The following is a 14,858-nucleotide window of genomic DNA, read 5'->3' on the forward strand; positions in this document are numbered from 1 at the left end:
TTTTGTTTCCCGGAAAAAACGGTCCGGCACTTACGACCCCACGAGATGGCCACCACGACTTCCCACGACCCGACCGAATCGAGTCACGCCGAGTTGAGCAAAGACGAGTTCGACGAACTGATCGCGTTCGTCCGGGACTACTACCGCGAGGAGCTGGGCACGTTCGTCCAGCAGTATCCGAAGGACACGACGCATTTCCCGATCGCCTTCGAGGACCTCCAGCGGGGCGTGTCGATCACGACACCTGGTCCCGGCAGTTTCGCCGAGACGTATCTCGAGCACCCGGACGCGTACGACGACCACCTCGTCGACGCGCTCGATCACGTTGACCTCCCCGTTGAGGTGGATCTCTCGCACGCGACCGTCCAGGTGATCGACCTCCCGGAGTGGCACACCTACTACCCCGGCGACTTCAGCCCGAAGGACGAGGCCGGCCACTACCGAGCAGTCACAGGCGAGATCGCGCGCGCCACGGACGTGTACGCGCGCCTCGAAGTAGCGGCCTTCGAGTGCCAGCGCTGCGGGACGCTCTCGAAGATCCCCCAGACCGACTCGTCCTTCCAGGAGCCGCACGAGTGCCAGGGCTGTGAACGGCAGGGCCCCTTCGACGTCAACCTCGACGAGTCCGAGCTGGTCGACGCCCAGATGCTGCGGCTCCAGACACCACCGGAGGTGGCCCAGGGCGCGGGCCAAGAGATCGACGTCTACCTCGAAGGCGAGGAGCTCGTCGACAGCGCCTCCGTTGGCGACCGCGTCACCGTCACCGGGACGGTCCACCTCGAACAGCTATCGTCGGGCAACCAGAAGACGCCGAAGTTCGAACCGTACGTCGATGCCCGCCACGTCGCCCTCGAGGAGTCCGATCACACCGAGATCGACATCTCGCCGGAGGAACGCGAGCGGATCCGAGCGCTCGCGAACGGTGCCGAGGGCGAGCCCCTGGAGGTGGCCGGCCAATCGCTCAAACCCGAGGTGTACGGCCACGAGACGGTCAAGCAGATGCTCGTGCTCGCGATGGTCGGCGGGGCGGGGCCGGGCGACCTCCGCGGGGACTTTCATATTCTCTGTCTCGGCGATCCCGGTACGGCGAAGTCTGAACTGCTGGATCGCGTCGAAGAGATTGCCCCGCGCTCGGTCGGCGTCTCCGGGAAAGGTGCGACCGAAGCCGGTGTCACGGCGAGCGCCGTCCAGGACGACTTCGGCGACGGGAACGCGGCCACTCTCAAGGCGGGTGCGCTCGTGAAAGCCAATGGCGGGGTGGTGTGCATCGACGAACTCGATGACATGCCCACCGACGTCCGCGCCGCCATGCTCGGGCCGATGAGCAAACAGCGGATCCACGTCAACAAGTGGGGCATCAACGCCCGACTGTCGACGGAAACCGCGGTGATCGCCGCCGGCAACCCCAAACACGGGCGCTTCGATCAGTATGAGCCGATCGGTGATCAGTTCGACCTGGCGGCGAACCTCCTCTCACGGTTCGATCTCATCTTCACGTTTCATGACCAGCTCGACGAGGATCGCGACGCGAAGATCGCCGACCGAATTCTCCGAGCAAGGGATGCGAAGAAGCGCTCGGCCGCAGGTGACGACCTCGAGGGCGACGAGAAGACGGTCGAGGGGCCGATCGACGCCGATCTCTTACGGAAGTGGATTGCACTCGCGAAACAACAGCCCGATCCAGTGTTCGCAAACGATGAGGTCCGACAGGCTCTCCAGGAGCGTTTCACCGCACTCCGCGGGATGCACGATTACGCCAGCGACCAGCCGGTCCCAGTGACGTTCCGGAAGCTCCCCGCCACCGTCCGGATCGCCGAGGCCGCGGCAAAGTTCGAGTTCTCCGAGACGATCGAGCCGCGACACGCGAAGATCGCGACCGAGGCCGTTGGGGAATCCATGCAGGACTTTGGCGTCGACGAGGATGGGAACCTCGACGCAGATATCCAGGAGACTGGGGCGAGCATGACACAAAAAGACAAGATCCGCTTCATCGCCGACACGATCGCTGAGATCCAACAGGAGACAGAGAGCGGCCACTGCCTGATCGAGACGCTCGTTGAGCGGGCCACCGAGGAGGATCTCGGCCCGAACCAGGTCGATCATTACGTTGGAAAGCTCAAAGACCAGGGCGTCGTATACGAGCCCGCGACAGATGCTCTGAAATACGTGGGGGGTGCCTGAGATGGCTGGCGACGATCTCGCCGACGCCCTTCTCGCCGGCGTCGGGCTCACGAATACAACCAAAGAGGTCCTCATCCCGGCCGCTGACGCTGCCGGGGAGTGCTATCACGCAGTCGGAGGCTGTGGCGGCCACCTCGTGATACGCGTTGAGGCGACCGCCGCGACCCTCATTGACAATCGTGACCTCCGACCCTGCCAGGCCCGCGGTTGCACTGCAGCCGACATCCCACTTCTAGAGCGCTGCGACGGCTGTGGACTCCCCGTCTTCGAGCCGGAGGAGTTCAACGGCGCGGCCTGCTGCACCGAGTGTGCGATGTATCTGCATATACATCAAAGCGAGCAGGACCACGAGCAGTACACGCTTCGGGAAACTACCTCTGGACCTAATATATCATCTCCATTCTATCTCCAGTCTATCAGGTGGATCTGACTGGTCACTCGTTGTAGTGTATATGGAGGTTGTCGAAATCCTGCTAGTTCTGTAGGAGGTAGTTTTGCATCCGCCAGAATGAGTAGCCGCCTTCGAACTATACCTTTCTTTCCCCATCACTACCGGGTGGTAGCCATACACTCACCCTGAGGGCGAGAACTCCGCCTTATGACTGTCATCAGGTGCGTCCACCAGTAGGTCGTCGTACAGCTGGCTGATTTGGGTGCGAAGTACAGTCATGGAGACGCCAAATCGCTCAGCCAGGGCGAGTCCGCCGCCCATCCCGGCCCCTTCCTTGACTTCCCCTCGTATGTACGCATTCATCCCGGGGTGGTCGATGTGTTCGAACCCCGGGTCAGTAACCGTGAGAGTAAGATCTAAATCCGATGCTAGTCGCCGGACGCTCGCACTCTCGTCGCTTGCGACGAAAGACGTGGTTGCGTGCTCTAGTGATGCATCGATGCCCCAGTGACGAACGAGTGCGCCGACTGCACTCATCTGTGTCCCACCGGCGAGAGTAACATCGGTGCCAGTCCGAAGCGCACCAACGACTAAACCCGCGGCAGTAGCCTGCATTGGGTCGCCAACGGCGGAAACAGCTTCGAGTGGCTTACCAACCAGACTCCCCGGCGCAACGTCACTTGCGCTTAACCCTTCGTCTACGACAGTTCGTTTGAGGGTGATCGGATTATCGGGTAACGAAGACGATACCTGACTCCGTTCACCCAGGGCCGTTAGTACACCGAGCGCAGTCGTCGTACCACCCGGAACGACTTCTCCGACCACGAGCTCGTCATCTGGGAGCGCCTCTCCGAGTTCACGAGCGGCTTCGAACTTGGCAGTTGGCTCGGCGACAGCAGTTGGGGTACGTATATCGTCGCCGGTCGTCCCAGGCATTGTTACTGTCGGCGTAACGGTTCCCTTCGTTACACCAGCATCGACAACGAGGGTCTCAAATCCACATAGTTCCCGCACTGCACGCGTGACGATTGCGGGTGTCGGTGCTCCCGTGGGTGTAACGGGAACGACAGGTGCTCGAATCGGGTGCCCAAATTCAACGATTTCAGCGTCGCCTGCGGGCGTATGTAGCATTACCTGCGAATTCGAACCAGCTGCACTGATGCCATCTATCCGTGCCGTCTCTGTGGTCGCAATCACGAGTACAAATCTCATAGGCATACACTGCCTCCCACAACGCGATGGAGACAATTGGACTTGTATTTATGCAAGTATACCTTATCTTTTTTGATGAACATGTGACCACGCCAGACAGATCAGAGAGGAGACCGACCTATTAGCGGTCAAAGAGAAGTTACAAGCGTTCGATCTCTAGTTAGGGTTCCAGTGAAGTACCGGGGGTCATTTTGCGCCTCGCGGAAGACAATACAATAGATGAAATGATAGATGTCTAATAGTAAGGCCCATACTGAACAAACACCCTCTACTTAATAACCTACGCCAGGATACGTTAGCTGCCGAGGATTTCAACAGAGCCGATTTTAAATAACGGTGGTGGGTATGCAGTCACAACTGACGAATGAATGACCCTCCGACCACCCCTGCTGCTGGAAAAGACGAGTTCGTCGAGGACGTCATCATCGAGTACCTCGACCTCTACACAGAGATTCAAGAAGGAGAACGCGCTGAACACGATTTAATGCCTCGGCTCGTAGATCACCTCTTCATTAACGCCCTCGGCTGGGAGAAATCCGACTACACCCAAGAAGACGACTGGAACGATGTCCGATTTTACGATGACGACAGAAACCCAGCCATCATCGTCGAAGGGAAGCGCCGCGACGTGGATGTCGAAGAAGGAATTCAGCAAGTCTTCAGATATGCCTCAGAAACTCCCTACGCTCGCTATCTCATCTCTACCAACGTAGACAAATTCATCGTCTACAAGCGATGCGACGACACCTACGAAAACGCGGTCACCCACCACGGAGTATCCGCTCGCAAAGTCGCTGACGTGCCCTTCCAAGGGATCTGTAACCGCGCAAGCGGAAACGCCATCAGCAGCGACCTCACGCTCCAAGAACGACAAGCAATCAAGCAACTCTTCCAACTCCGTCGCGAAGAAGTCACAAACGCGGAACGCTACGGAGACTTCACTCTTACCAGTAGACAAGATGTCGATACCGACACTGGGTTCGACAACCTCATTGACTCTCTCAGGCTCTGCCTCGAAGACTATCTCTTACCGTACACGCTCTCCGCGTTCGACGAGTTCACCGAACGTTACAAAGAATTCGAGAGAGAACGCCGCGACCTCAAGAATCAAATCGAACAACTCGAAGAAATCGGACACGACGACTCCGAAATCGCGACCCTCCGTAACAAACTCAGCGAACTCGAAGACGAATACGAAGTCTACCAGCGCTTCCATTCTGACTACGGAACCTGGGTACAGCTCTCGAATCGCCAAGACAATGACGAAGAGGAGAACAAGGAGGTCTTTTGCCGGGAATCAGTGTATGTCCAACTCAACAAAATCCTCCTCATCCGCATCGCCGAAGACAAAGACCTCGTTAATACAATGGTCTCCAACGGCGGGGTGCATCGGTACTTCGACTTCTGGGAAGACTACACCCGTTATGTCTCTCGCGACTATATCGACCTATTCGAAACCGCGTCTGAGGAGCTCAGTGAGGTCTACGACTACCTGTACTCCCGGCGACTCTTCGACTGGGAGATCCAGCCCGATAGCGACCTGAACGATGTCCTACAACGCACACTCTGGCATCTAAACCACTTCGACTTTGAGAACGTTGATAGGGATGTTCTCGGCCACCTATACCAAGAACACCTCCCGCCAGAGGAACGCAAAGCCCTCGGTGAATTCTACACACCAACAGCCGTCGTAGACCTGATCCTCGACAGTGTTGGGTACACCTCAGACAAACAGCTCGAACGGCAAGAATACGACCTCATCGACCCTGCGTGCGGATCCGGTACATTCCTTGTCCGTGCGGCAGGGCGGCTCCTCGACAGACTCGACAAGAAGGGTGTACCGCCACGTGATGCCATCGAAATCGTTCAACAACGCATCCACGGGCTCGACCTGAACCCCTTTGCGTGCCACATCGCCGAACTCAACCTGCTGTTCCAGGTCATCGACCTGTACAAAAATGTCAAAGATGAAAATCCCGAGTACACGCTTGATAGGTTCCAAATCTATCGAACTGACAGTCTTCGGAATGAGGCGAAAGAGAGTTTAGCAACGCTCCAGAGCTCAGCGATACAGCGACAATACCGTGAAGAACGCCGGCGTGCCTCTCAAATCAAGGAACGCGAAGACTACGGTTTCGTAGTCGGGAACCCACCGTACGTCCGTATTCAAAACCTCGCGAAAGGTCAGGCACGAGAGGAATACGACGATTACGACACCGCGCACTACAACTACGACATTTACATCCTGTTCATCGAACGAGCCGCCAAATGGCTCGCAGAAGACGGCCAGCTTGGATACATAATTTCCAACAAGTTCACCGAAAACCGCTACGGAGAGAAAATCCAGGACTACATCTTACAACACTACCATCTGCAGGAAATCATCAACTTCGGCGACGTGAGTGTGTTCGAAGGCGTACAGTCCTATCCGATGATCATCACCGGTAAACGCATCAACAAAGACCAGGGCTCTAGCCTGAGGGGCGATTATCGACTTCCTGAGGACTACGCGTTCACGTACGCTGAGGTTACTGAACGTCTCCCGGAGATCACGCAAACTGCGCTCACAAGTGGTGACGAAGAACTAACTAGCGCTGAAGAGCGCGAACAGGAAGGTGGGAAGATTGCCGAGATTATTCGAGCCAGTGTTCCTAGCAAACATGGAGAGGAGCCACCGAGCGAAGAAAAGGTACTGAGCCGTCTCGAGGACATCGCCCCCAGCGTCGAACTGGAGAAACCTCCGCTCAAAACGTACCCGATGAACGCGTCCGGGCTGCTAGACGCGGATGAATGGCAGTTCGTTCCGAAAGACGAATATGACGTGCTTGAAGCCATGGAGGCCGGCGGGCGTGAGTTCGACGAGTACGAGGGATCTATCGCTAAGAACGGGATACAGACGGGGTCAAACGATGTATTCGTCCTCGACCAAGCAACGATCAATGAGTACGATATCGAGGGCGAGGTCGTGTTTCCCACAATTGGTGGACGCGACATCACTCGCTGGTACACCCCTCGGCAGGACAAGTACATCTTGTATATGACTCCAGATGCTGACCTCGACGAAACTCTTGGAGCGAAAGCATATCTCGAAGCAAACCGCGAAGAGCTGGAGTCTCGTTACTGCGTTGAGCAGGGGAAACACTGGTACCAACTAGCGCGCCATCGCCCAGGAATCTTCGCACGGGAAAAAGTGATTACGCCCGACATCTGCTACTACAACAACTTCTTCCACGACAAGGATACAGAGTTCCACGCTCTCAACAGCGCCTACGTCCTCTATGCCGATAATCTCGCGAACAACTACCTCGTAGGTGTTCTGAACAGCGACGCCGTTCAATTCTACATGAGGAGAACGGCACCGCAGTACGGAAACGACTACCTCCGCTACGTGACGAGCTACCTCTTCGAGATCCCGATCCCCGACCCAGAAAACAACGAGGGGGATCTCGTTGAAACGGTCAAAGAGGCTTCGGACTCGCTGAGAGAATTGGCGAAGGACTACCGGGAAGCCAAAGGCCTCCTCGAAGCACCCGAAAAAGTGTACGAGCGAACTTCAGGCGTCGAGATATCGACCCTCTCCTTCGCAGGATACATCGATGCGATGAATATCAGTGGTGAAGGTGGGGACGTGTCCGCCACGGTCGATGGGGACACCGTTCGACTGAACGTACAGGATGAGATCTCGTTCGTGTCTGAACGTGAAGCGGCGGCGTTTGAGTCACTTCTTCAAGCGTTCGAGGTTGACTCGGTTGATGTGCTTGAGGATCTTGAGGTTCCGAAGTCTACTGAGGGGTTGTTACAGGTTGTAGATGCGTTTGAGGAGGCGGACCGACTGCGTAAAGAAGCGGTGAGCGACGCCGCAGAACTCGAAAAGACACTGAACGATGCGGTATACAAGCTCTATGGGTTCGACGACGAGCACCGAGAGTTGATTGAGGAACGCATTGATAAGCCAGAAGATCTACTGGAGGCAAAGGTAAGGACGTAGATGCGGCAGTACTCCCTCGGTGAGTCGGTACGTATCGATATTCCGGATCCGACGACTGCTGGATCCCCGTCTCTGAACCCCTTCGTTTCCCCTCGAACGAGCGCTTCAAACTCCGCAGATTCGTACTGCTCGCGATGAGCCAGCACTCGCTGCCCTGACACGAGCCTGTCATAGAAAGCGTCGCGTACGAAGCAGCAGGGTGCGGGAACTGTTGCATGACACTCTCATAGAACACATCCAGTAAAATCAAAGAGCAATCAGTAGAGATGAGATGAATCACGTTAATATTGAATAACCTGGCGGAACACACGAGCTGCGAAGGCCATAGTATATCAATACTTATCGGCGTCCTCTATGACCACATCAACATGGCTGCCCTGAACTCCCTCCACCCAGCCGTCCGTGCCCTCATCCGTAATCCGATCCTCATCGTCATTGTCGGCCTCTACGGCCTTGTACAACTCCCACAACTAGCCCTGCAACCGACACAGCCAATTGTGGCCGCGATCATCTCACTCGGGATAACCGGCCTCATGCTCGTCGTCATGCCGTTCTTCCAAGGTGGCTTACTCGGGATGGCTGATGAAGCACTCAACGGACAAACCAGCCTCGGAACACTTGTTTCCGAAGGAAAAACGAACTACATCCGTCTGCTCCTCGCATATCTCGCACTCTTCGCAGTAAATCTCATCTTCGGATTCATTGCATTTATCGTGGTGCTACTCGGTGGGGTCGGGTTATTCGCAGGCGATAGTCGCCCCGGCCTTGCGGCTCTTGGTGCCATTGCAGTAGTCGGGATTCTGTTTGCGCTTGCGTATCTGCTTGTCATTTTCTTCATCCAGTTTTACGCCCACGCAATCGTCTTGACCGATACCACTCTCGTTGACGGGTTCAAACGGAGTGTCAGCCTGGTTCGGCAAAATATAGTGAGTACGCTTGGATATACGCTGATCCTCTTGGTAGGCAGTCTCGTCTTCGGCGGTATCGGTAGTATCGCCTCATTGCTACTGTCACCCCAAGCAACAGAATTGCCGCTGCCCGATGTCTCAATGCCCGTGTTGGCTGGAGCAGCAATCGTCTACGTGGTTGCGCTTGCCATTCTTGGAGCCTTCTATGCGACGTACTCCGTCGCGTTCTACCGATCAATTGAACAGAAGATGCCTTGTTGAACGCAAGACAGCGTCGGGGTAGGGTCGATAACTAACGGCTTTACGGCGTCAAAGAGCGGTTCTTGCGCTCAGAAGATGCAGTAGCTGCCACTATCGGTGTTCATCAAAGGGGCAAAACTATGGTATCTTACTCCCTTGGTCAGGTGACGACGGCGATGCCTCTCCTGGATACGTCCAGAGAAGGGGGAGCAGGCGGCGAGCCTTAACTCGCCGCCTGCGTCAGGTTATGGATGATGCACTTCCGCGTGAGCTCCCGGAACTGGCCGTGCCAGCTCCGGGAGCGAAGCTTCTCGCCGTCGTCTTCCTTCAACTGCGAGAAACCTGTTTCACTCATCCACTGCTGGTTGTAATCCTCGTTCATCCGTGCGTTGTGCGCCTTCTGCAACGGCGTTTGCTCCCTGTGCTTGATCAGCGGTCTCGTTGATTCGGAGCGACACTCCTCACGGAGCTCACCCCACGAGTAGTTCGCATCAGCGGAGAGGACACGCAGGTCTTCCGCGTTCCGGCGGAAGACCTGCATCCCGATGTGCCCGTCCCACGCCTTCTGCGTCGTGAAATGAACATCTTTGATCGCCAGCGAGTTCACGTCGATCAAGATCGTTGTCTTCATCGACTGGAACGAGTAGTTCGCGCGGTCGCGGTAGTGGTAGCTGGTTTGATCGCGTTGAAAGCCGCTTGCGTCAATTGCAGCTTCACCACTCCAGCCCGCCTGCTCCGCGCTTCGGCGGAGCAGGCGGCGGAGTTCACGCATCCGGTATTCGCTTTCCCACCGACAAAACGAACTGTAGTGCGGTGCCTCGTTGAGATCAAACACAGCGAGAATGCCGGGCATCTCGTTAAGATAGTCTTCCGTCTCGCGGAGACTCTTTTCGAGCTCAACGCGGTACAGAATCAACGCGATCTGCGTCCACTCGGCGTACCCGTCCGCGCCGTCCGGCGCGGCGGGTACGTCGGGGTCGTCAACGTGCTGTTTGGCAAGGTCTCGACACATCCAGGCAAGCCGTCTGAGCGATGCCATATCGCCAGACGGCGTCCAATTCCCGGTTAGCTTGACGGAATCCTTCCGTGAGAGCGTCTGAGATAGCCGTCAGTCGGCGGCAAAACAAGGCAACAGAAGACCTACTGAGACGGTTACCACTCCGTTTCCCCTCGAACGAGCGCTTCGAACTCCGCGGATCCGTACTGTTCGCGATGAGCCAGCGCTCGTTCCCCCGAGGCAGTAATCTCGTAGAGTCCGGACCTGTCGCCCGGCCCGATTCGTACGACGAGCCCATAGTCCAGCAGCGCCGGCAGCCGCGTATTGATATAGGCACGATCGCGATCGAGACGCTCGGCGATGTTCACCGCCACGTCACGTTTTCCACCGGAGAGTGCAGCTAGGATATCGAAGTCGGTCGGCCGTGTGAGTCGCATACGCGTCCGTATTCACCGATAGTATATGTTGGCTTGCCGACTTTCAAACGATGAACCACAGCGACAGCGGGGTATCGCGCCTTCCTCTTTGGGCCGTCCCGTCCAGTAGTTCCGAACGACAGAATCTGTGCATGGTTTGGGGTAGTCGTAAGAATGACTGATTGAAAACTGGATATCCTCTTCAACTATCCCCTGTTACGTCGGCCAGCTTCGATTAATCTGGATACCTTTCAGTGGGGATGATTTATTAATCAGCGGAATACTATCCATTCTAAGGCAAACCACTATGACCCAATATGTCTACCGATAATACAACTCAAAAGGTTCTTGACGCCTTCCAAGCTGAAGCACGAGATGATACAGAGATCACGATCGAAATAAACGGAAATATTCTGAGGGAGGTCTCTTCACAATTATACGACAATCCTCGAAGGGCCATAGAAGAACTCGTTTGTAATAGCTACGATGCCTACGCTACCGAATGTTATGTCTCTACTCCGAATGATGAAGACGATGTTCTGCAGGTCCTTGATAACGGGAAATCGATGGACGAAGATGAGCTGGGTGATATGTGGGAGGTTGCTGGAGGTCCGAAACAAAAGCTTGCAGAGAAGGGTGTGGAACGAGAGATAGAGGGTAGGAAGCAGATTGGCCGTTTCGGTGTAGGAAAATTAGCTGCTTTCGCTATCGGCAGTGAATTAACTCACGTAGCCACTGTTGATGGTACAACGAGAATTATTTCAGTTTCTCAGGGAGCTATCCGGAATCAGAGCTTTACTGACCCACCAACTACGAAAATATGGGAGGTAGAGGAAGATCGGGCACGTGAGCTCCTTGGCTCATATTTAGATGGGATTCCCGACCCTTGGGAAAAAGATTGGGAGAGCTGGACTCTTGCTGTCGTTGACGACGTTGATGAAGAGAATACAGGACGGAGGCTGAAGCCGGAGCATCTAAATCGTATGATTCGGACGGCTATTCCGTTAGAAGCGGATTTTGAGGTGGCAAGGAATGGAGATAAAATCCAGCCCAGAAACCTCACAGAGTCCGTTGACGTTAAATTGGACATTTCCCAGGATGAAGAGTACCAAACGAAATTAAAGAAAGAGCTTCAGAAATTTTGGTCTGAGTACCGGGAGGATATTGATGATGAAGATGATGTTCCGGATAGGTTACTAAATCTTGACCCCGTATATGATGATTCTCACTACGCTGTGGACTCGGAAGAGTTGGAGGACTCAAACGGGACTCCCGAGCCGAATGCTCTTAAGATTCCTAAACTAGGCGTTGTACATGGCGAAGCTGCAATATATTCGGAAACTCTCACCCCAAGAAAATTGGCAAGTAGAGACATATACGACCACGGTCACAAGGTGCGCGTACGTGGGAAGTTACTCAACCGGACTGACCCTCTCTTTGGAACTTCCCCAAAATCACACAAGTTCTGGAATAGGTTCCGATCTGAGTTCGAAATGCCGGTTCTGGACGATGATCTTCTTGTTCAGAGAGATACACTCCAAGATGGTGTCCACAAAGAGGTTAGCAAGAAAGTTCTAGATAGCGTATTTAATATTCTTCGCACCCGCGCAGATGAAGAAGAAGAAACGGATCCTGGGCGGTTTGGACACCATCTACATACCTTATCACCTGGGAAAGCAGGAGAGGCCCTCGCAGGACTCACAGGAGAAGATGCTGAATTCCCTGAAGGCGGATGGGATGACGTCGACGTAGAGTTAGCAGAGTTCGAAAAAACTGATAGTGCAGTAGAATACGATGACTCAGACCACGCAATCTACATCAATGATAACCATCCTCTATTCACCGCGCTTGAGGAACGAAACGCACCTACGAAACTTCGGAAAGTTGTGGGTGAGGCATTAGCTGGTAACGAGATTGCGTTTGGGTATTTAACATTCTCTGGCGTCCGTAAGGATTTGATTCAGGATGGGAAAGATATCTCAGAGACAGCCTTAGAAATTGCTTCCCGATATATCGAGGACCCCTTTGACTACCACAAAGAGCAGGTGAAGAAAATGTCGCACGAGACTGATGACCCATTCGAAGAATCAATTGTTGACGCTTTGAACGAACTGGGCGTTACGACGGACCATATGGGCGGATCAGGGGATTCTGACGCTGTCGCTAAGTTCGCTACGCCCGATAATGAAGAAGATATCGTCATCTCAATCGAGGCAAAGGGTGCAGAGGAGGGGAGTGTTTCACACTCTGAGGCTAATATTGCAACCATCCGGGAACACATGCAGCAAGATGAGTGCAACCATGCTCTCCTCGTTGCTCGAGAATTCACTAAACGAGGCACGGAGAAGAATGAAGACGGTGAATACGTAGATAGTAAACTCATTAACCAATTAGGGATGTATGAAGATGTATCAGCCATTAATATTGAGGCGTTCCAGCATCTCTTAGAAACTCATAGAGATACGCCACTTGATCATCGGCAACTCCAGAAGATCCTCACCAATCAAAAACACCCTGAGGAGCTTGTTGGCTTTATTGATGAGTGTGCTCAGGCAATGCCTGCAGAACCTGAAGTTATGTACCGCGTTCTGGAGGTGGCGTGGGAGATTCAAAAACAGGACGACCGTTCTCAGAGAATTGGTCTAATAATGGGAGAGGTGGATATAGATGACAACCACGTAATTAGCATACTTGATGCGGCGCAAGTAAGCACCGGGATGGTTGTACTAAGAGAAAATGAAAGCAAGTTTTCCATTTTCCAAACACCGAACCAGGTGATGCGAGCGATGGGGGCCAATCGAAGCTAAGAAAAAACATCGGATTTCTTATCGAAAGCTTGACGTCGACGAACGCTAAGTAAGAATATGAGCAGCCAAAGTGGGGACGAACTAAAGCCACTAGATTTACCGAATCGGCAAGAGTACACACATCGGGCACACCGTTTCCCAGGTAAGTTTCACCCACCGCTTATCGCAAAGATAATCGAAGATCACCCTGAATACGATGTTATAGCGGATCCTATGTGTGGATCCGGAACCGTCGCTGTGGAAAGTGCGGTCGCTGGTCGAGAAGCCCTCTGTATCGATATTGACCCCCTCAGCGAGCTGATGACACGTGCGAAGTCGCAGCCGATCCCAACCGACGAACTCCTTGACGTCGGTGAAGAGATTCTGTCGGCGTCAGGGCCTGTACCTGAAGAGGGGGAACTGAGTGAGGATGAAGCTCGAGAAGAGGTCAAGTCAAACCTCTCTGGGACACGGTACTGTGTTCCGTACAACCTTCTCCACTGGTTCGATCCATATGTTGCCGTCGGATTTTCTCGCCTTCTCTCAACCGCTAATGCGGTGCTGGAGGACGAGAGTGATGAGATTGCCGATGCAATCCACCTATGCTTTGCAGCATCTGTTCGCCGTATTTCTAGGGCAGATCCACAGCCGGTAAGCGGCTTAGAGGTTACAAAAGTCCGACGACAGGAGCTAGAGAAAGGCATTGACTTTGACGTCACTGGTACGTTTGAACAGGTACTCAACCGCCTTGGAGCAGGTTACGACGAGCTCCATGATATTGACGAACTCGGTGATGTGACTACGGTCCACGGTAATGCGAAAAACTTCGAAGGGGTCTGTGAGGAACACAATAAACAACCAGAACTCGTCATCACGTCACCGCCATATTGCATGGCCATCGAGTACCACCGACGTCACCGTCTCGAGTATGAATGGCTTGGTCTATTCAATGACGAGGATGTCGAAGACCAGCGAAATGAACGGATAGAAACGTCTAGAGATTTCTTTGGCAGCACCTCAGCAAAACAAGATACGTTACGGAATCTTCCAGAAATCAAGCATGAGGAGATCTCTACCCTTATGAACAACATTGAGGAAGACGGGAAAGAACGGAAAGCGAACCTTCTGCGAAAGTACTTTCTTGACGCTTATGACTGGATTGAACAGGTCAAAAAAGCACTGCCAGAGGGGGGGCTGTTCTGTATGACTGTTGGACCTAGCACCTCATACGGCCATTCAATCGATACACCGAAGTTCCTTACTGATATTGCAAAGGAGGTCGGTTTTGAGGTAGTGTCTGAACAAGCATACAAGTTAACAAATAATAAGATGCAGTACCCCACTGACGGCGAGACTACTGAGATGGAGTCATTGATCAAACTTCGCGTATAGCGAGCGTGTCATAGAAGAGTTCTCATGGTTTGTTGAATCAGCTCTAACGAATTGAAAGCGCCGTGCACTTGGTGCACGCTGTTCTTAGATTGTCGTAGCTATGGCGAAAGAGAAGTTCGGAGTCGCTGTTGACGAGGAAATCGTGCGAGAAGTGGATGAACTAGTCGCTGAGTGTGACGATCTCGGAGTCAGCCGCTCCGAGATCGTCGAAGCGATCCTCACAGCATCCGTTCAATCCTAGACAAACCACGTTGAACGGGTGCGAGAAATCATTATTCGGAAACGAAAAGGCACTCTTTGACCGGTTCTAAACGTCGTGCACCCAGTGCACGCAACTCTAAGTCAGT

9 protein-coding genes are annotated in these 14,858 nt (G+C 54.0%); 6 read left to right on the top strand and 3 right to left on the bottom strand.

The window, feature by feature from the left end:
* Nucleotides 1-45: 45 nt before the first annotated feature.
* A complete protein-coding gene (locus tag HZR14_RS02635) occupies nt 46-2,181 on the top strand; it encodes a minichromosome maintenance protein MCM (RefSeq protein ID WP_181691318.1) in 2,136 nt (711 codons plus the stop codon).
* Between the two features lies 1 nt (nt 2,182).
* Nucleotides 2,183-2,611 carry a hypothetical protein gene (locus HZR14_RS02640; RefSeq protein ID WP_181691319.1) on the top strand — a complete coding sequence of 143 codons (429 nt, stop codon included), beginning with the start codon at nt 2,183-2,185 and terminating at the stop codon, nt 2,609-2,611.
* Between the two features lie 141 nt (nt 2,612-2,752).
* Here the strand turns inward: HZR14_RS02640 and cobT are convergent, their stop codons facing one another.
* Nucleotides 2,753-3,784: a nicotinate mononucleotide-dependent phosphoribosyltransferase CobT gene (cobT, locus tag HZR14_RS02645; protein ID WP_181691320.1), complete on the bottom strand. Its 1,032-nt coding sequence runs from the start codon at nt 3,782-3,784 to the stop codon at nt 2,753-2,755.
* A 364-nt stretch (nt 3,785-4,148) separates the two neighbouring features.
* On the opposite strand from cobT, the gene HZR14_RS02650 reads away from it, so the two are divergent.
* On the top strand, nt 4,149-7,772 hold the full coding sequence (locus HZR14_RS02650) for an Eco57I restriction-modification methylase domain-containing protein (protein WP_181691321.1): 3,624 nt from the start codon (nt 4,149-4,151) through the stop codon (nt 7,770-7,772).
* Nucleotides 7,773-8,140: 368 nt separating this feature from the next.
* Nucleotides 8,141-8,941 carry a DUF7847 domain-containing protein gene (locus HZR14_RS02655; RefSeq protein WP_181691322.1) on the top strand — a complete coding sequence of 267 codons (801 nt, stop codon included), beginning with the start codon at nt 8,141-8,143 and terminating at the stop codon, nt 8,939-8,941.
* A gap of 202 nt (nt 8,942-9,143) precedes the next feature.
* On the opposite strand, the gene HZR14_RS02660 is transcribed toward HZR14_RS02655, so the two are convergent.
* Together HZR14_RS02660 and HZR14_RS02665 are read right to left on the bottom strand one after the other, a co-directional pair.
* Nucleotides 9,144-9,959 (bottom strand): IS5 family transposase, encoded by an 816-nt coding sequence (locus HZR14_RS02660; protein WP_181691323.1) that lies wholly within the window; start codon nt 9,957-9,959, stop codon nt 9,144-9,146.
* Nucleotides 9,960-10,072: 113 nt separating this feature from the next.
* Entirely contained in the window at nt 10,073-10,354 is a 282-nt protein-coding gene (locus HZR14_RS02665) for an ArsR family transcriptional regulator (protein WP_181691324.1), read from the bottom strand.
* Nucleotides 10,355-10,650: 296 nt separating this feature from the next.
* Here HZR14_RS02665 and HZR14_RS02670 point away from each other — a divergent pair, with 296 nt between their 5' ends.
* Complete coding sequence (locus tag HZR14_RS02670; RefSeq protein WP_181691325.1) at nt 10,651-13,140, top strand: ATP-binding protein; 2,490 nt, start codon at nt 10,651-10,653, stop codon at nt 13,138-13,140.
* 57 nt (nt 13,141-13,197) lie between these two features.
* Nucleotides 13,198-14,511, top strand: a complete 1,314-nt coding sequence (locus tag HZR14_RS02675; protein WP_181691326.1) for a TRM11 family methyltransferase — start codon at nt 13,198-13,200, stop codon at nt 14,509-14,511.
* Nucleotides 14,512-14,858: the final 347 nt, after the last annotated feature.

Origin of the sequence: Natronomonas salinimetallica, from assembly GCF_013839515.1 — an archaeon.
Lineage (GTDB): Archaea > Halobacteriota > Halobacteria > Halobacteriales > Haloarculaceae > Natronomonas.

Excerpts from the sequence above, each read along its gene's own strand:
- HZR14_RS02635 (WP_181691318.1), top strand. The coding sequence starts at position 46 with ATGGCCACCACGACTTCCCACGACCCGACCGAATCGAGTCACGCCGAG.
- HZR14_RS02640 (WP_181691319.1), top strand. The coding sequence starts at position 2,183 with ATGGCTGGCGACGATCTCGCCGACGCCCTTCTCGCCGGCGTCGGGCTC.
- cobT (WP_181691320.1), bottom strand. The coding sequence starts at position 3,784 with ATGAGATTTGTACTCGTGATTGCGACCACAGAGACGGCACGGATAGAT.
- HZR14_RS02650 (WP_181691321.1), top strand. The coding sequence starts at position 4,149 with ATGAATGACCCTCCGACCACCCCTGCTGCTGGAAAAGACGAGTTCGTC.
- HZR14_RS02655 (WP_181691322.1), top strand. The coding sequence starts at position 8,141 with ATGGCTGCCCTGAACTCCCTCCACCCAGCCGTCCGTGCCCTCATCCGT.
- HZR14_RS02660 (WP_181691323.1), bottom strand. The coding sequence starts at position 9,959 with ATGGCATCGCTCAGACGGCTTGCCTGGATGTGTCGAGACCTTGCCAAA.
- HZR14_RS02665 (WP_181691324.1), bottom strand. The coding sequence starts at position 10,354 with ATGCGACTCACACGGCCGACCGACTTCGATATCCTAGCTGCACTCTCC.
- HZR14_RS02670 (WP_181691325.1), top strand. The coding sequence starts at position 10,651 with ATGTCTACCGATAATACAACTCAAAAGGTTCTTGACGCCTTCCAAGCT.
- HZR14_RS02675 (WP_181691326.1), top strand. The coding sequence starts at position 13,198 with ATGAGCAGCCAAAGTGGGGACGAACTAAAGCCACTAGATTTACCGAAT.